Raw genomic sequence first — 18,007 nt, forward strand, 5'->3', positions numbered from 1 at the left:
CTCCTTTTTTCGCTACCAGTTAGCCGATTAATTCAAATACGCCGGCTGCTCCCATCCCGCCGCCAATACACATCGTCACAACACCAAACTGCTGCCCGCGCCGCTTCATCTCATGCATTAACGTCAGCGTCAGCTTTGTTCCCGTACAACCGAGCGGATGGCCGAGAGCAATCGCCCCGCCGTTGACATTGACCTTTTCTTCATCAAGCTTCAGCTCGCGAATGACTTGAAGTGCCTGAGCGGCAAACGCCTCGTTCAACTCGAACAGCCCAATGTCCTCCAGCTGCAAACCGGCCATTCTTACCGCCTTCGGAATTGCCTCTACCGGGCCAATGCCCATGATTTCCGGGGCAACACCCGCCACGGCAAAGGAACGAAACTTTACGACAGGACTCAGCCCTCTGGCAACGGCCTGATTTTTCTCCATCACCAGGACCGCCGCCGCTCCATCACTCATTTGCGAAGCATTGCCGGCTGTTACAGTCCCTTTTGGATGAAATACCGGTTTGAGCTGCTTGAGCACCTCAACAGTCGTCTCCCGCCTTACCCCTTCATCAACCGCAAAGGTAAACGGTTCCTCGACGAGCTGCTCCTGATCAACGGCTCGTTTAACACCCTCAACGGCGATGATTTCCTCGTTAAACCGCCCCGCTTCCTGGGCAGCGCCGGCGCGTTTATGACTTTCAGCAGCAAACGCATCCTGATCCTCGCGCGAAACACCAAAGCGGCGCGCGACTTCTTCCGCCGTATGTCCCATTGTCATATAATACTCAGGCTGTTCGCTGATCAGACGGGGGTTGGCGGCAATCACATGACCGCCCATCGGAATCATGCTCATCGACTCGACTCCTCCCGCGATGATCGCATTCGCCTGACCGAGCATAATTTTTTCCGCCGCAAACGCAATGCTTTGCAGGCCGGATGAGCAATAACGATTCACGGTGATCGCCGGCACGCGATGCGGCATTCCGGCCAGCATCGCGATCGTGCGCGCGACATTCATCCCCTGCTCGGCCTCAGGCATCGCGCAGCCGATGATCAGATCATCAATGTCAGCGGCATCGAAATGATTTGCCCGCTTTAACGTCTCCTCGACGGTTAAGGCGCCTAAGTCATCGGGCCGTACAGCGGCAAGGCTCCCGCGCTTTGCTTTTCCGACCGGCGTCCGTGCACCGGCAACAATAACTGCCTCTTTCATATGCCATCCTTCCTTTCTCCTTTAATTGCGAAGCGGTTTTCTTTTCAGTAGCATATGCTGCATCCGCTGCTGTGTCTTCGGTTCTCCGATCAGGCTTAGGAAAGCCTCGCGTTCAAGGTCAAGCAAATATTGTTCATCGACATACGCGCCTTTTGCCACCCGTCCTCCGGCGATGACAAAGGCAAGCTTATCGGCAATTTTTACATCATGCTCAGAAATTCTCCCGCCGGTTTTCAGCGCTTTGGCACCGAGCAGCATCGTCGCGTAGCCGGTTTCCCCGACGACGGGGATCGGCCGCTTTTGCGGAGGGCGGTAGCCTTTTTCAGCCAGATGAATGGCCTGCCGCTTCGCTTCGGCAATGATGAAGGCCTGATTGGCAATCCAATCATCACGTTCGCTGAAAAATCCGATCTCTCTTGCTTCCTCGGCCGAGGTGGATACTTTCGCCATCGCGACCGTTTCAAAAACAGCATTGGCGATTGGCTGCAGATCGAGCTTCACTCCTGACGGGAGCCGTTCCAGCTGACGAAGATACAGCTCCTTATTTCCACCACCTCCCGGAATCAGGCCGACACCGACTTCGACTAAGCCGATATACGTTTCCAATGCGGCTTGAATGCTCGCTGACGGAAGGCATATTTCAGCACCACCGCCAAGCGTCATCCCGTACGGCGCCGTCACAACTGGAACAGCGGCATAGCGAATCGCCGCGGATGCCTGCTGAAATTGCCGGACGACATAATCAATCTCCGGATAGTTGTCATCCTGTGCTTCCATCAGCAGCAGCATCAAATTCGCGCCAACACAAAAGTTTTTGCCGTAATTGCCGATCACAAGCCCCTGATAGTTCTGTTCTACCTCGACAATCGACTTGCGGATCATCTGAATGGCATCAAGCCCGATTGAATTGGTCTCAGAGTGAAATTCCAGCAAGGCGACCCCGTCGCCAATATCATGAAGCGACGCTCCGGCATTTTTCATAATCAGCTTATCCGCTTTTGACAGATGAATGATTTTTTCTGATACAGCCGGTAGCTCATACTGTCCCTGATTGTAAAAGCTGTCCTCATGATAAAAACGATCAAAACCTTTATCGAGCATCTCCTTGATCCAATCGGGTACCGTTTCGCCTTCCTTCTCCATCCGCGTCACAGTTTCGGCGACACCGAGGGCATCCCAAATCTCAAAAGGACCCAGCTCCCAGCCGAACCCCCATTTCATCGCCTGATCAATTGATTGAATCTCATTGGCGATTTCATCAACCTTTTCCGCCGAAAATAACAGCAAAGGCTTGAGAATGGCCCAGACGAGCCGTCCGGCGCGATCCTCGGCAGCCGCCATCATCTTTATCTTTTCCCGTGCGTTTTTTGCTTTCTTTGCCTGCTCAACAGACGGAGCCTGCAGCTTTTTTCGTCGTTCGTATTCAAGCGTATGAGGGTTAATTTCAAGAATGCCGTCCGGCTGTTTTTTGTAAAAGCCTTGCCCAGCCTTAGCGCCGATCCAGCCCTTGTCAACCATCTCCCGGATAAAAGCGGGCGGTGTCATAACTTCGCGTTCTCTGCCGCTGGCGACCTTTGTAACGTTTTGCGCCACATGCAAAAACGTATCGAGGCCGACAACATCGAGCGTGCGAAAGGTCGCGCTTTTCGGTCTACCAAGCAGAGGCCCGGTAACAGAATCGACTTCCCCAATCGAATATCCATTGGCAAGCATCTCGTTGACGGTGCTGAGCAGTGAAAATGTCCCGATCCGGTTAGCGATAAAATTGGGCGTATCTTTACATAACACAACCCCTTTTCCGAGTGTCGTTTCAGCAAACGCTTTCATAAAAGTCGTGATTTCGTCATTTGTGCGTGATGTTGGAATGAGTTCTAGTAAAGGTAAGTATCTGGGGGGATTGAAAAAATGAGCACCAAGAAAATGGGCAGAAAACTCGTCAGAACAGCCGGCTGCTATTTCCTCAATTGAAATTCCGGATGTATTCGAGGTAACAATTGCATCTTGCTTCCGCACCGGCTCAATCATCCGCATGATCTCTTTTTTAACATCAATATTTTCGACGACGGCTTCAATAATCCAGTCAACGGTTTTCAGCTTATGCAAATCATCTTCGAGGTTCCCTGGTTCGATGTAGGATAGACGTTGTTTACTGACAAGAGGGGCCGGTTTTTGTCCTTGCAGTTTGTTGATTGCTTCAAGGCTGTAGCGATTACGCACGCTTTGATCAGCAAGTGTGGCGCCATGCTTCTTCTCCATTGGTGTCAGTTCTTCTGGAACAATATCGAGCAGAATCGACGGAATTCCAATGTTGGCTAAATGGGCGGCAATTCCCGAGCCCATAACACCAGAGCCGATCACTGCGGCTTTACGAATACGACGCATCATCATATCCTCCTTTTGAGCAGGCTAGATCGGATTGAATGAATATTCATTCAGTTTAGTTTAGGATACCGGAATGCTGCCCGTTTTGCAAGGAAGATTCTGAAAAAAATGTAATCTCCTGTTTCCTCGCTAATAACTGGAACTTACTCCTCGTACTGACTGGATAAATGTCACTCGTTTTTTTCACACTATAACATGTATCCGTCCAACGGATATGTCTTTGACAACAAAGGGGGATTCTCATGCAACAGCAGCAAATGAATCAATTTCAAGCCAATCAGCAGCAACCGATTATGCCTGAGCCGCCGGCTGTTATTTCAACGAAGGATCAGCTTTATCTTACAGATATGCTGTCTTGGAACTTACTTGCGATGAAAAAAGCCCACTTCTTTGCTGAACAATGTCAGGACCAGGAAATTAAGCAGGTCCTTGATCAAGCAGGTCAAATGCACCAGCGTCATTACACAAAGATCTTGAACCATCTGCAGGCGACAAATCAGCAAGCTGCATCGCTTCAATAATTTTTCACTATTCGTGAGGAGGCTATTCCATGAATCAACAGCAAAAGATTCAAAATCCGGAAATGCAAGTTCCAAAAACCCCGCAAATGTCAGAGCGCGACTTTCTCAACGACCAACTGTCGACTGAGAAATATATGACTTCCGGCTACGGCATTTTTTTAAATGAAGCCAGCCATCAACAGCTGTATCAGGATATTGCAGGCATTTTCCAGGAAACCCAGGACTGCCAGCGCCAGCTCTATACTACGATGTTCCGTAAAGGGTTCTATGCGCTTGAAGCAGCCGACCAGCAAAAGCTGTCTCAGGAGTACCAACAGTTTTCTGGATATAGCAACCAATTTCCTTATCAGCAGTAGAGAAAAGGACTAAGATGAAAAGCCTGGGTCAGAAAGGTGAAAATCAGCCTTTCTGGCCCAGGCTCATGCTATACTAAGGGCAAAAAGATGAACGCTACGAAAGGAATGTGACACATTGCGCTTAGACTTTTCCCATAAAGATGAACATATCGATGAGCATATGATCAAGCTGGAAGTTAATCTTGATGATATGTCGCCCGAATGGCTTGGTCATTTGCTTGATAAACTGCTCGAAAAAGGGGCAAACGATGTCTTTTACATACCGATCTACATGAAAAAAAACCGGCCGGGTGTGATGCTGCAGCTTCTTTGTGCCGCGAATAAGCTGGACGAGCTTAAGACGCTTATTTTCGCCGAAACGACGACGCTCGGCGTCCGCTACTACCCGCTCCACGTTCACCGGCTTGAACGGCGCTTTCGCCAGGTCGAGACTCCCTGGGGCGCTGTGACGATCAAGGAAGGACTCCATAACGGCCAGGTCGTCCAGGCCGCGCCGGAGTATGACGATTGCAAGCGTCTGGCCGAAGAAGCGGCGATTCCGCTCAAGCATGTGTTTCAGGCTGTTTGGAAGGAGTTACCGCGCTATCAGCGCGATTGACCTAATACGACACGAAGGACATTTGGGTGGTGCGGGAAATCCTTTTCTCCCGCCCCATAACCGATTTTTTCCACGGTCATGCTCGGCATCGGCCCAAATTCTGAGACAATCCCTTTTAAAATTCCCGCGCCTGTCGGTGTCGTCAGTTCGCCACGGATCGTCGTGCTTTCGACAGGGATCTCCGTCAGCATTTCCAATGTGGCCGGTGCAGGAATCGGATAGACGCCATGATCGATATGGATCGTCCCGGAACCGACAACGACCGGCGCGGCGACTATTTTTTCGACCTCCAGCTGTTCCAGCGCGAGTGCCGTTCCGACAATATCGACAATGGAGTCAACTGCGCCGACTTCATGAAAGTGAACCTTTTCCAACGAAGAATGATGAATCTTTGCTTCCGCCTCGGCAATCGGTTGAAAAATTTGCAGGCTCAGCTGCTTGACATTGTCAGAAAGCGCTTCACATTCTTCGATCATTTTTTTAATCGTAGAGAAGTGACGATGATTTGTCGCGCGCTCGTCTTCCTTTTCAATCACTTTAAATTGCTGGGCGTAGATTCCTTTTTTGATGACGCCCTCAGCCTTTAACGTGAATGGCTCAATCGGCAGGCTCGACAGCTTTGCTTCAATCTCGGCCACATCGGCACCAAGATCGATTAACGCTCCCATCGTCATATCCCCGCTAATGCCGGACAGGCTGCAATCGATATATAACGTTTTCATTTGCTGTACTCCTATTCTTTTTTTATTCGTGAAATGAGCGCAGCCTGATACGCCGCACCAAATCCATTATCTATATTCACAACCGAGACGCCGGACGCGCATGAATTAAGCATCGTCAAAAGAGCGGCGACCCCATGAAAGCTCGCCCCGTAGCCAATGCTTGTCGGCACTGCTAAGATCGGCTGCTGGACAAGTCCGCCGACTACGCTGACCAGCGCTCCTTCCATGCCGGCCACGACAATTAATACATCACATGTGCGGATTTGTTCAAGCTGATCAAACAGACGATGGATGCCGGCCACGCCAATGTCATAAAAGCGGGCGATTTCAAGCCCCATTGCCTGGGCCGTTATCGCCGCTTCTTCGGCGACAGGCAGATCACTCGTCCCGGCGCAAAGCACGCCAACTTTGCCATAGCTGCGGAAGCTTTTTCGCTCGTCATAGAGCAGCGTTCGGGAACATTCATCATAGGTCACATGGACAAGCTGTGGCACTAATTGTTCAGCCTTCTCCTTTGATATTCTCGTCGCTAAAACGGTTTCATGATGGGTCATTAAACGGGAGAAGATCGCTTGAATTTGCTCCGCTGTTTTTCCTTCCCCATAAATCACCTCGGGAAAGCCTTTACGCTTTACCCGCTGGACATCGATCTTGGCAAAGCCGTCAATATCCTCATAGCCTTTTATTTGTTCATAGGCTTCCTCTGCCCGAAGCTCTCCAGCTTCGACCTTTTTCAGCCATTCCTTGATTTCATTGCTCATGCATTCTGCTCCTTACTACCTGCTGCCAGTACTTCATTCATGCTTCCGGTACGATACCCTTGAAGGTCAAGTGTCACATACTGAAAGCCGATTTCTTTAAAACGTTTATGAATCGTTTCATGATAATCAATCACTTTTTGCAATTCATTCGGCATCACTTCAATTCTCGCCAGCTTCTCATGATGGCGGACACGCACCTGATAAAAGCCAAGCTTTAATAAAAAGTCTTCCGCGAGGTCGAGCTGATCAATCGCTTCCTGTGTAATTCGTTTACCGTAAGGGATTCGCGAAGACAGGCAGGCGAATGACGGTTTGTTCCACGTTCGCAGATTCATTTCTTTTGAAAGATCTCTAATCTCCTGCTTCGTTAACCCGGCTTCAAGCAACGGGCTTCTCACCCCTTGCGAGCGGGCCGCCTTCATCCCCGGACGATAGTCACCGACATCATCACGGTTTGCGCCGTCAAGAATAAATGGATACCCTTCCTTTTGCGCCAGCTCATTTAAATGCTGATACAAGCCGTCTTTGCAGTGGAAGCAGCGGTCCGGTTCGTTTTTCACAAAGTTCTCGTTCGCCAGCTCACTTACCTCGGTTTTCATATATTTAACGCCCATCTCTTGCGCAAGGGCAATCGCTTCATTGAATTCACGTGTCGGGAACGTTTCTGAAGCTGCTGTTACAGCAATAACTTGATCCCCCAATACTTCTTTGGCACGCGCTAATAAAAACGTACTATCTACTCCTCCGGAAAAGGCCACCAGCACGCGCTCCATGGAACGTAAAATGTCATCGAGATGCGCAAGCTTTTCTGCTGTTGAATGGGTTTGTTCCATCTATCCTACACTCTCCTTTTTCACTCTCTTATGTTTGTATAGGCAAGAGCCTCTTTATACCAAAGAGGCTCTTATCATACGTTATCTTTATTTTAACATAAGTACGGGATAGAACGGGAATTGAAAGATTGCTTATTTACCATTTCCATAGATCTCATCATTCACAATATGAGTCAGCCGCTCCCCCGCCAAGCCTTTTTCAATATTTTCGATCGCCAGGGTGGCCATTTTCATTCTTGTTTCGACATTCGCACTTCCAATATGAGGAAGAGCGATCACATTGTGAAGCGTCAGCAAAGGATGATCGTTTGAAATTGGTTCTGTTTCAAAAACATCCAGACCGGCAGCAAAGATTTTTTCTTCTTTTAACGCCTGATACAATGCTTCTTCGTCAACATTCGTGCCGCGTGATGTATTAATAAAAACAGCGGTCTTCTTCATCATCTCAAATTGCTCATGAGAAATCATGTTTTTCGTTTCCGGAGTCGACGGGGCCAGCAGTACGACGTAATCCGACTGTCGCAGCAGCTCCTCAATGGAACAATACACAGCGCCCAATTCAGCCTCGGCCTCCGGCTTGCGCGAACGGTTATGGTAAAGAATGTTCATATCGAACCCTTTGGCGCGTCTTGCCACACCTTGTCCGATTCTTCCCATGCCGATGATGCCGATTGTCGCTTTGTAAAGGCTTTGCCCTGTTAGCAAAAACGGGCCCCAGCTCTGCCACTCATTGCGCCGGATTACATCCATTCCTTCCACAATTCGCCGGCTCGTCGCGACCAAAAGGGTAAAGGTTAAATCGGCTGTCGCTTCCGTTAACACACCGGGAGTGTGTCCGACCGCAATGCCGCGCGCCGTCGCCGCTTCCATATCAATATTGTCATAGCCAACCGCCATTGTACTGATCACTTTCAACGAAGGTGACTGCTCAATAAGCTGCTTATCAATACGGTCGGCAACATTTGTAAACACCGCGTCAGCATCCTTCATCTCCTGAAGCAGGCGTTCATAAGGCATCGGCTCATTTTCCCGATCCCACATGAAAATATCATATTTTTCTTTCAGAGGCTCTACTAATTCAGTCGGAATCTTTCTCGTAAATACAATCTTCACAGCTCCAGTTCCTCCTTCGTCCCTTACCCGCGTTTTGGCGCTAAATCAATTGCTTGACGCATCGCTTCGATCAAGCTTTGTTCGCTCGCAATTCCTTTTCCGGCAATATCAAAGGCAGTTCCGTGATCGACACTTGTACGAATGATCGGCAGCCCAACTGTAATGTTGACGCCAGCTTCTAAGCCAAGCACTTTGATCGGTCCGTGTCCTTGGTCATGATACATCGCAACCACAATATCAAAGTCGCCACGGTTCGCGCGGAAGAACAGTGTATCAGCCGGAAGTGGACCGACAACGTCGATTCCTTCCTCTTGCGCTTTTTCCACAGCCGGTACAATCTTTTCTTCCTCTTCTCCGTAGCCGAAAAGCCCGTTTTCGCCAGCGTGAGGGTTGATTCCACAGACGGCGATCTTAGGCGCCTTAATTCCGGCACGCTTCAATGTTTCATCGGCAAGCTTAATCACTTTATACGTTCGTTCTGGATTGATCAGCTTCACTGCATCAAGCAGCCCGACATGTGTCGTAACATGAATCACTCGCAATGTCGGCGAGGAAAGCATCATCGCAAAGTCCTTTGTTCCCGTCAGCTCAGCCAAAATTTCCGTATGGCCGGGGAAAATATGTCCCCCTTTATGAAGAGCCTCCTTGTTTAAAGGCGCGGTACAAATTCCTTCAATCTCTCCATTGTTAGCCAGGGCAATCGCCTTTTCCAAGAAACGGAAGGAACCATCACCGGCAACAGCGGAAATTTCACCAAACGGCAAATCAGCAGGGAGTAAATCTAAATCGATACAATCGACTGTGCCATATTCAAATGCAGCCTCTTCGACTGATTGAATCGAACGAACCGTCAAGTTTGTCTTAACGACCTCATTCGCCCGCTTGAGGATTTTCGCATCTCCTACGACGAAAGGAGCACAGCTCTCATAGAGCGATTGATCGGCCAAGGATCTCATAATGATTTCAGGTCCGACCCCCGCTCCATCTCCCATCGTAATGGCAATTCTTGGTTTTTCACTCATGTCCATTCCACCTTCACACTATTAATAAGCTTGCTTTAACAATTCAACCAGGCTGGCTTGATTCGGAACGCGTGGGTTGTTACGCACTAAACGCTCGATTGGCAATGCTTTTTCAGCAATGCTTTCAAGATCTTCTTCTTTCACGCCGATCTCGGACAGCTTCGTCGGAAGGTTAATATCTTTTAGAAGCTGAAGAACCGCTTCTGAGGCTGCTTCTGCGTATTCTCTTGTTGTTTTTGAGCCTTGTTCGATCCCGAATGCCTGAGCAATTTTGACCATTTTGTCTTGCTCTGTAGCTGTATTATACTTCATTACATAAGGAAGTAGTAGTCCTGTCAGCTCACCATGAGGGGATTTTGCTTTTCCGCCAATCGGGTACGCAAGGGCGTGCGCTAAAGCTGTTCCGGCATTCGAGAACGCTAAACCGGCAAGCAGGCTTCCAAGCAGCATATTGCCGCGCGCTTCTAAATTACTTCCCTGTTGAACCGCGACCGCCAAGTTACCGGCAATAAGCTCGATCGCTTGAAGCGCAAGCGCATCTGTAATTGGCAAAGAGCCTTGGAACAGAAGCTTTTCTTTTGATTGAATATAACGGAAATCTTTTGCTGTATATGCTTCTACAGCGTGAGAAAGCGCGTCGATTCCTGAACATGCCGTTACATAAGGAGGCAATCCTACCGTTAATTCCGGATCAAGCAAGGCGACTGCCGGACGAAGGAAGTTATCGGAAATCCCTACTTTGATATTGTTTTCCGTATCGGTAACAACCGCTACTGACGTTACTTCCGAACCAGTACCAGCCGTTGTTGGGATCGCGATTAACGGCGCAATCGGTCCAGGTACGAGGTTTTCGCCGCCGAAATAATCTGTCGGGTGTCCGCCGTATTCCATTAACAGGGCCACAACCTTCGCCAAGTCGATACTGCTTCCCCCGCCAAGTCCAATGATGACATCTGTCTTCATTTGTGATTTTGCAAATTCATACGCTTCGACAACACTTTCAATCGGCGGCTCCGGAATCGCTTTATCATACACAACCGTCTGGTAACCATGCAAATCCAATTGCTCAGTCACTTTCGCTAAAATGCCCGCCTGAGCAACTCCTCTGTCTGTGATGACGAAAACATTTTTAGCCTTTAATCGCTTTAACGCTCCATCAAGTCGAGTAATGGCTCCATTTCCAAAAATAATATTCTCAGTTGAAAAATATTCCCATGTGTTTCTCATTCTCGCTCATCCCTTCAGGTTTGTTTGTCTTTTCCTTTTCTATCGAAGCTGTATGTAGGTTTGATCCGGAAGGCATTCCTCCCCTCCGGATCAGAAAGAAAGCGACAGCTCCAACCTACCACGCTCTTAAAGCTGGATTGTAATTAACTTCTCGTCTGTCATTTCTTCCACCGCGCTGCGTGGACCTTCTTTGCCGACACCGCTGTCCTTCACGCCGCCATATGGCAAAATATCAACGCGGAAAGTGGAGACATCATTGATGTTAACACCACCGAATTCAAGCACTTGAGCAGCCTTCATCGCAAGCTCCAGATTTGACGTGAAGAAGCCGGCCTGCAAGCCGAATTTCGAATCGTTCGCCGCAGCGAATGTTTCATAAATATCATCATAAGGAATGATGCTGACAATCGGCGCAAAGACCTCTTCACACATAACCTTCATTTCTTCTTTTACATCCGTCAATACAGTCGGCTGGAATAACGCTCCATCGCGCTTGCCGCCCGTAATGATGCGCGCTCCATGCTCAGCCGCTTCCTGCACCCATTTCTCGGCACGTTCTGCTTCGTTGATACTGATCATTGGTCCGATGTTCGTTGCTTCGTCCTCCGGATTACCAACGACAAATGCTTCTGCGACTTTTTTCGCTTTTTCGAGTACCTCTTCGTAAATATCACGGTGAACATAAATGCGCTGAACTGAAATACAAGCTTGCCCGGAGTTTACATACCCTCGTGATACACAAAGCTCGACAGCACGGTCAAGATCAGCAACATCATGATGAATAATATTCGGGGAGTTATTTCCTAATTCAAGAGTCACCTTACGAATCCCTGTCTGACTCTTAATCATTTTTCCAACAGTCGGACTGCCGGTGAACGTGTACATCGCAATGCGCTCGTCTTCAAGCAAAAGTGGCCCTACTTCATGACCGAAACCATTGACGACATTTAAGAAGCCTTTAGGCAAGCCGGCTTCCAGGAGGATTTCTGCCATCTTGATTGCGGATACCGGCGTTTTTTCAGCAGGCTTCAACACAACCGTATTGCCAGCTGCGATCGCAGGAGCAACTTTGTGAGCAGTTAAATTAAAAGGGAAGTTAAATGGGGTAATCGCACAGACAACACCAACAGGAACGCGGATAGAAAACGCCATTTTCTCTTCGTTGCCCGGTTGACCGTGAATCGGCATTCCTTGACCGGTAATCCGTTTTGCTTCCTCGGCGGATGCGATAAATGTCGCGATTCCGCGATCTACTTCACCGCGTGCATCTTTAATCGTCTTACCTACTTCGCGCGTAATCGCCAGGGCAATATCCTCTTTCCGCTCTTCGAAAAGCTGAGCCGCCTTCATTAAAATTTCGTAGCGCTTTGTCGCAGGAAGCTTGACAGAGTTAAATGTCTCTTTCGCATTCGCGACCGCTTTATCAACTAATGCTTTATCTGCTTTTGCAATTTCTGCATAAGGCTCATGAGTGTATTTGTTTTCGACCGTAAATGTCTCAGTTCCTTCGATCCATTGACCATCTACCAGGTTTCCGTAGGTAACCACCTTGTCTGTTTGTGTATTCATTTGTTCGTCCTCCTCATGATTTGGTTTAAGAAAACCGCGTAGCGGCTTTTCTTAGAAGCGGCGTGCGAAGCGTTACATCTTTTAAGAATGGCTGAAAACGAGCTTGTTTCCAGCCATCCGCGTAACGTGCGAAGCCGACGCCCTTCCTCGAATCTACCCGCAAGGTAGACTTTCTTATGAACTCTCCTGTCGGTTGACATGATAAGCCCGAAATCAATTAAAATCCGTTAAAATAACCTTCTCCGTCAAATTCCATCTCTTTCAATTGCCCGATTACTTCTACATTATCAAGCTTCTCAACTTCAGGCAATAACGATTCTGAAACATAAAGCTCTTCGAGATGAAGGGTATTCGGAATTCTCATAAAACGGATTTCCTCCGCCTTCTTTCCCCAGCTTCCCCGCAGAGCCGTTTCGATAGCTGCGCGATCGCTTTCCAGAACAATCGGCACGCTTGCCCGCTTCAAAAATGTGCTCGTAATGACATTCTCGTTCATCTTCTTGTAATCAATTTTGTCGAAGAAGCGTTTTGTCGTCAAATCGGCGAGCCCGATTCCGAGTGCATTTCCGTGCGAAGCCTCGCTCAAATCCGAAGTAATAATATAGTCGATTTGCGGTGTTTCAGGCTCCTTCGTATTCAAAATGCGAAGGCGGCCGATCACATTCGTATCCATCCCGGTTCCACTATAGTTTTTGCCGATCTCATCAACGAAAAGAACGTCAATCTTATCGACTGGAAGCTTCGGCATTAACGACTTCGAAAAATTCAATAACGCTTCTTCACGCTCCTTGATCTTTTCCACCGGAATGACTTCAATTTCAGCCGTATCTTCAAAAGCATTCTCGACGATTCCAATTCCCATCAGAATCTTGCCACTTTTGAAAACTTCCTCGGCGACAAGCGGCATATGATCGCGGATTCCGACGACACCAAGCGTGTGGATCGCCTGCGCCTGCTTATGATTACCAAGACCGATTGAAGCTACTTTCATCAAGCCGCTCTCAATGTTCGCAGAGAAATCAGTATGAGCTTTAATCCGGTTGACGAGGATTACGCCGTCCGACTCGTAGGCGATTTTGTCCATGTACACTTTGATGCCAGCTTCTGTCACGCCAATTTCCTCTACTTCCATCGAAGAGCGGATTTCAGCACCACAATATTCTTCCGTCACACCAAGGCTTTCCAGCACTTCAATTTGTCCTTCAGCCGTCGCCCCGCCATGACTTCCCATAGACGGCACGATAAAGGGATGACCGCCGCGCTTTTTCACTTCATTGGCAGCCGCACGGATAATCTTCGCAATATTAGCGATCCCGCGGCTCCCCGCTGTAATGGCAATGCTCATCCCCGGCTTTACACGTTCAGCAATTTCCGTCTTCGCAAACTCCTCCGCCACTTTCTCATCAATGTCGGCAACGGCCGGTCCGGTAAAATGCTGCTTGATCTTCACGACTTTAGGCAAACTCATTCGCTTTCACTCCATTCATTTTCTTTCATCTTGTACTATTTAAAGACATCCAGCAAGATTGTAGAAATTTTCGGAATAAAGCTGATCATCAGAACGTTAATAATCAACATCGCGATAAACGGCAGCACAGCCCGCGATATCTTCTCTAACGAAGTACCGGCTATCGGCGCAGCAACGAACAAGTTAACCCCAACTGGTGGCGTTACCATCCCAATCGCCAAGTTCACGACCATAATAATCCCGAAATGCACCGGATCAATTCCAACCATAACGGCAATCGGCGCTAAAATTGGCGCAAGAATAATAATCGCCGCTGATGTTTCAAATATCATACCGACAAATAGAAGCAACAGATTAATGAGCAGCAGGAAAATAATCGGGCTTTCTGTGTAGTTCAAGAATGATTCTGCCACCATTTGCGGCACACGCTCACGCGTAAGCAGCCAACCGAACACACCGGCATTGGCAATAATAATCATAATAATTGAGGTCGTAATCGCAGAACGCGAAAAGATCCCCATCACACTCTTCCACGTAATTTCGCGGTAAACGAATTTCCCGACGACAAAGGCATAGACAACGGCGACAACCGCAGCCTCGGTCGGCGTAAAGATCCCACCGTAAATACCGCCAAGAATAATAACCGGCATTAACAAGGCAAGCGCGGCTTCTTTAAAGGCAACCAGCTTCTGCTTCGTCGTGCTCGACTCCGTGCCTTTGTAGCCTTTGATGCGTGAAATAAAATAAACTAGCACTAGCAATGAAAAGGACACAAGAAGTCCTGGCAGGATGCCGGCAATGAAAAGATCACCAACAGACACCTCAGCTGTTACCCCATAAAGAATAATCGGAATACTTGGCGGAATAATGACCCCAAGTCCACCGGATGTCGCTTGAACGGCAGCGGCAAAATCACGGTGATAGCCACGGGCGACCATCGCCGGAATCAAAATCGAACCAATCGCGGCAACCGTTGCCGGGCTGGAACCGGAAATCGCGGCAAAGAACATGGAAGTGACAACCGCAACAGCCGCAAGGCCGCCTTTCATTTCCCCAACGAGCGCACTGGCAAAGTTAATCAGACGCTTGGAAATTCCCCCTGTTTCCATAAGACTCCCTGCTAAAATAAAGAATGGAATCGCCATGAGCGGGAACATGTCAACTGAGTTAAACATCCGCTGGACAATCGCCAAAACAGGCATTTCACCAGTCCAGATAACAGCAAGCGCTGTCGCTGACCCGAGCGCAATTGCGATCGGTGTACTAATTGCAAAAAGGATTACAAGCGAAATAAGTAAAATCCAAATCATTTTTCTCCATCCTTTCTAAATAACTCGATAGCTACTACGATGGAGTTTAGCGCCATTAGAACCCCACTTACCGGTATGGAAGCATAGACATATGTCATCGGAATGCGCATAGCAGGAGAACGTTGATTTTCTACCACTTGAACCATTTCAATTCCTTTAACAATTAAAAAAATGCTGAACGCGATACATACGATGCATACGAGCAATTTCAACACTTTTTTAATGTTGTCAGATGAAAGATCGACAATTGCCTCAACCCCGATTAATTCACCTTTTCGGATTGCAAGGGCAGCACCCATAAAGACAACCCAAGCCATTAAATACCGAGCGAGTTCCTCTGACCATGACAACGACGCACCAAGAGCGAAGCGCGAGAATACTTGATACGCAATCGTAGCCGACATTACAATCAACATGATTCCAATGATATAAAAGATTACTTTGTTTAAACGGTCGATGTTTTTTATTAAAGTGAGCATAGTTGTTCTCCCTTCCTATGAGGAGGAGGGTGACTCTTAAAAGCCGGCCCGATACTGGTTCGATTCCGAACGGAAGCACCAATTTCAGAAGCTTTTTTAGATGAGCCACCCTCAACATTGTTACAAATTACTGGTTTCTAATTGAATCAATTAACTCTTGTCCAAATACTTCACTATATTGGTCATAAACCGGTTGAACTGCTTCAATGAATGGATCTACATCAATCTCACGAATGACTTCCATCCCTTGTTCTTCTAATTCATTAAGGTATTCTTCATCCATACGTTGAACGACTTCACGCTCAAAGAGTCCAGCTTCAACGGCTGCTTCTTCAAGTGCTGTTTGAAGTTCAGGCTCAAGGTTGTTAAAGAAGCTGTTTGATGTTAGCAAGATTGACGGGTTATAGAAATGACGGGTCATTGTCAAATAATCCTGTACTTCATAGAAACGCGAGCTGTAGATAACCGGAATCGGATTTTCGTTTCCATCTACTACCCCTTGTTGCATCGCTGTGAAAAGCTCAGTGAATGCCATTGGTGTCGGATCTGCTCCTAGCTCACGGAAAGCAGCCATATGAATGTCATTTTCCATTGTACGAAGCTTTAATCCTTGAAGATCTTCCGGCTTTTCAACAGGACGAGTATTATTCGTCACGTTACGGAAGCCGTTTTCCCACCAAGCAAGACCTTTCAAATCAATACCTTCCAATTTAGCAAGAAGATCCTGCCCAACTTCTCCATCAAGAACAGTGTGAGCATGCTCTGCATCACGGAACAAGAACGGTAAATCAACAACTGTAATTTCTTCAACGAAACCACTCATTGGACCAGTTGACGTTAGAACTAAATCAACACTTCCAATTTGCAGACCTTCCACCATATCACGTTCTCCGCCAAGAGATCCGTTCGGGAAGATTTCAACATCCATACGGCCATCTGTTTTCTCAGCAAGAATTTCCTTGAAATATTCAAGTCCTTCTTGATAGTGAGATGTGTCAGCCAATGTGTGACCTACTTTTAGCGTAATTGTTTCTCCGCTGCTTTCTTCACCTGATGTGTCAGTGCCTTCTGAGTCTGAGCCGCCACCGCATGCTGCTACGATCGCAACCATCATTGCCAGCATTGCTAGCATAAGTAACTTCTTCATGATAGTTCCCCCTATATATGTGTGTTTTTTATAATATCCATTGCATGATGCAATGAAGATTCCTGACCAAATGCGCCTGCCTTTGTGACGATAGCTGTGTCAGCATAAGGACCTCCGACGACTTTCGAGAGTGGAATACCCTCTTCAATTTCTTTCATGACTTCAAGCGCATGAATATCAAGCTTGAGACAGGTTTGATAGGCAATATCGCCACCGGTTAGGATCAGCCCGCTTACTTTCACTTCTTTAATCAGCCTGCTCGCAAATGCGCCAAGCGTCGAAGCAATCTGATTGCCAAGCTCAAGCTTATCGATTCCTGCTTCAGCGATATACGCTTCCAATTCAACCGCTACCTCCGGCGTGAAAACAGTCGTGATCACAAGATCCTTTTTGTTTCCAATGATCCGCTTTGCTTCGTCAAACCAGGTGTTTAATACTTCTTGATCGTTTTTCAGCAAATGAAGCGGATGAATCGCTTGCACAAAAGCACCCTTTTCCTTTTGAAAGGCAATCTGCTTCCTCGTGACAGTGCTTACACTTCCGGCAACAGTTAATGTCGGCAATGGTTTTTCAACTTGCTCCTCAGCATCAGAAGTAAGCTTTTGTGCCTGTTCACTTGTAAATGCTTGCGCCAATCCGGCAGACCCGACCCACAATACCTTTTCTTGGGTTTTCAGGAAATCAGTAACCGTTTTCAAATCGGCATCAATAGCGCTGTCAAAAACAATTACCTCTACCCCGCGAGCAAGAAGTGCATCGACTTCTTCTGCCAGCTTGCCCCTACGCAATGTTTTCACACCGATCAACCCCACACTGCGCTTAGTCTGCCCAGCCAATAGATCAGGTATGAAAGATTCCGTCATCGGGAATTTTACATCGTTTGCAAGTTCACTGTCCTCAAGTAATGTGCCGTGAACTAAATGATAGCCTCCAATCGTCAACCTTCCATTTTGCGGATATGCAGGCACCACCGCACAAAACGAAAACGACAATTCATCCATCAGGCCATCAATTTCTTGACCGATATTTCCTCTTAAAGTGGAATCAACCTTTTTATAAATAAAAGGTTGCTGATCACCCTTCATCTTCTTCGCAAGCTCTCGGTTGCGTTTATATGCTTCATCTGGAGACAAGGAACGGGAATCGGTGTTGATAACGTTTACTTTCTCAGTCTCCGTAAGTGATTCAATGAAAGAAGTCAAATGAACAATCGTCGGCTTTCCTTGTTTCACAAACTGAACACCCGTATCATTAGCTCCCGTTAAATCATCTGCGATGACTATCATTTTTATTCACCTCAA

General features: G+C 47.7%; 17 protein-coding genes. 3 read left to right on the forward strand and 14 right to left on the reverse strand.

Features of this window, described 5'->3' with window-relative positions; genetic code table 11:
* Nucleotides 1-19 precede the first annotated feature (19 nt).
* Nucleotides 20-1,198, reverse strand: coding sequence for an acetyl-CoA C-acetyltransferase (locus ABMB67_RS11850; protein WP_251223283.1), 1,179 nt, complete (start codon nt 1,196-1,198; stop codon nt 20-22).
* A 21-nt stretch (nt 1,199-1,219) separates the two neighbouring features.
* Nucleotides 1,220-3,583 carry a 3-hydroxyacyl-CoA dehydrogenase/enoyl-CoA hydratase family protein gene (locus ABMB67_RS11855; RefSeq protein ID WP_251223284.1) on the reverse strand — a complete coding sequence of 788 codons (2,364 nt, stop codon included), beginning with the start codon at nt 3,581-3,583 and terminating at the stop codon, nt 1,220-1,222.
* 239 nt (nt 3,584-3,822) lie between these two features.
* Between ABMB67_RS11855 and ABMB67_RS11860 the strand changes: the two genes are divergently transcribed.
* From ABMB67_RS11860 to larC2, 3 genes are all read left to right on the forward strand, one after another.
* Nucleotides 3,823-4,101 carry a hypothetical protein gene (locus tag ABMB67_RS11860; protein ID WP_251193232.1) on the forward strand — a complete coding sequence of 93 codons (279 nt, stop codon included), beginning with the start codon at nt 3,823-3,825 and terminating at the stop codon, nt 4,099-4,101.
* Nucleotides 4,102-4,130: 29 nt separating this feature from the next.
* Nucleotides 4,131-4,457 carry a spore coat protein gene (locus ABMB67_RS11865; protein WP_251193233.1) on the forward strand — a complete coding sequence of 109 codons (327 nt, stop codon included), beginning with the start codon at nt 4,131-4,133 and terminating at the stop codon, nt 4,455-4,457.
* Between the two features lie 115 nt (nt 4,458-4,572).
* A complete protein-coding gene (larC2, locus tag ABMB67_RS11870; protein WP_285890397.1) occupies nt 4,573-5,055 on the forward strand; it encodes a nickel pincer cofactor biosynthesis protein LarC2 in 483 nt (160 codons plus the stop codon).
* Here the strand turns inward: larC2 and larC are convergent.
* From larC to ABMB67_RS11930, 12 genes are all read right to left on the reverse strand, one after another.
* Complete coding sequence (gene larC / locus ABMB67_RS11875) at nt 5,043-5,777, reverse strand: nickel pincer cofactor biosynthesis protein LarC (protein WP_354572182.1); 735 nt, start codon at nt 5,775-5,777, stop codon at nt 5,043-5,045. The two genes, larC2 and larC, sit on opposite strands and share 13 nt — an antisense overlap.
* 11 nt (nt 5,778-5,788) lie before the next feature.
* Nucleotides 5,789-6,538: a nickel pincer cofactor biosynthesis protein LarB gene (gene larB, locus ABMB67_RS11880; protein WP_251223286.1), complete on the reverse strand. Its 750-nt coding sequence runs from the start codon at nt 6,536-6,538 to the stop codon at nt 5,789-5,791.
* Nucleotides 6,535-7,371, reverse strand: coding sequence for an ATP-dependent sacrificial sulfur transferase LarE (gene larE, locus ABMB67_RS11885; RefSeq protein WP_251223287.1), 837 nt, complete (start codon nt 7,369-7,371; stop codon nt 6,535-6,537). Before larE ends, larB begins: the two co-directional genes overlap by 4 nt.
* 132 nt (nt 7,372-7,503) lie before the next feature.
* Nucleotides 7,504-8,484: a 2-hydroxyacid dehydrogenase gene (locus tag ABMB67_RS11890; RefSeq protein WP_251223288.1), complete on the reverse strand. Its 981-nt coding sequence runs from the start codon at nt 8,482-8,484 to the stop codon at nt 7,504-7,506.
* Nucleotides 8,485-8,507: 23 nt separating this feature from the next.
* The gene (gene pdxA, locus ABMB67_RS11895) at nt 8,508-9,506 is read right to left on the reverse strand and encodes a 4-hydroxythreonine-4-phosphate dehydrogenase PdxA (RefSeq protein ID WP_251223289.1); all 999 of its coding nucleotides are present in this window, start codon (nt 9,504-9,506) and stop codon (nt 8,508-8,510) included.
* Between the two features lie 21 nt (nt 9,507-9,527).
* Nucleotides 9,528-10,733, reverse strand: a complete 1,206-nt coding sequence (locus ABMB67_RS11900) for a hydroxyacid-oxoacid transhydrogenase (protein WP_251223290.1) — start codon at nt 10,731-10,733, stop codon at nt 9,528-9,530.
* Nucleotides 10,734-10,859: 126 nt separating this feature from the next.
* Nucleotides 10,860-12,302, reverse strand: coding sequence for an aldehyde dehydrogenase family protein (locus tag ABMB67_RS11905; protein ID WP_251223291.1), 1,443 nt, complete (start codon nt 12,300-12,302; stop codon nt 10,860-10,862).
* A gap of 217 nt (nt 12,303-12,519) precedes the next feature.
* A complete protein-coding gene (locus ABMB67_RS11910; protein ID WP_354572183.1) occupies nt 12,520-13,770 on the reverse strand; it encodes a nickel pincer cofactor-dependent isomerase, group 22 in 1,251 nt (416 codons plus the stop codon).
* 35 nt (nt 13,771-13,805) lie between these two features.
* Nucleotides 13,806-15,080, reverse strand: coding sequence for a TRAP transporter large permease (locus ABMB67_RS11915; protein WP_354572184.1), 1,275 nt, complete (start codon nt 15,078-15,080; stop codon nt 13,806-13,808).
* Nucleotides 15,077-15,559 (reverse strand): TRAP transporter small permease, encoded by a 483-nt coding sequence (locus tag ABMB67_RS11920; RefSeq protein WP_354572185.1) that lies wholly within the window; start codon nt 15,557-15,559, stop codon nt 15,077-15,079. Before ABMB67_RS11920 ends, ABMB67_RS11915 begins: the two co-directional genes overlap by 4 nt.
* A 127-nt stretch (nt 15,560-15,686) precedes the next feature.
* Nucleotides 15,687-16,706 (reverse strand): TRAP transporter substrate-binding protein, encoded by a 1,020-nt coding sequence (locus tag ABMB67_RS11925; RefSeq protein WP_354572186.1) that lies wholly within the window; start codon nt 16,704-16,706, stop codon nt 15,687-15,689.
* Nucleotides 16,707-16,717: 11 nt separating this feature from the next.
* Nucleotides 16,718-17,992 carry a four-carbon acid sugar kinase family protein gene (locus ABMB67_RS11930; protein WP_251223296.1) on the reverse strand — a complete coding sequence of 425 codons (1,275 nt, stop codon included), beginning with the start codon at nt 17,990-17,992 and terminating at the stop codon, nt 16,718-16,720.
* Nucleotides 17,993-18,007 lie beyond the last annotated feature (15 nt).

The organism is Halalkalibacter oceani, assembly GCF_040544555.1.
Taxonomy (GTDB): domain Bacteria; phylum Bacillota; class Bacilli; order Bacillales; family Bacillaceae_D; genus Halalkalibacter; species Halalkalibacter oceani.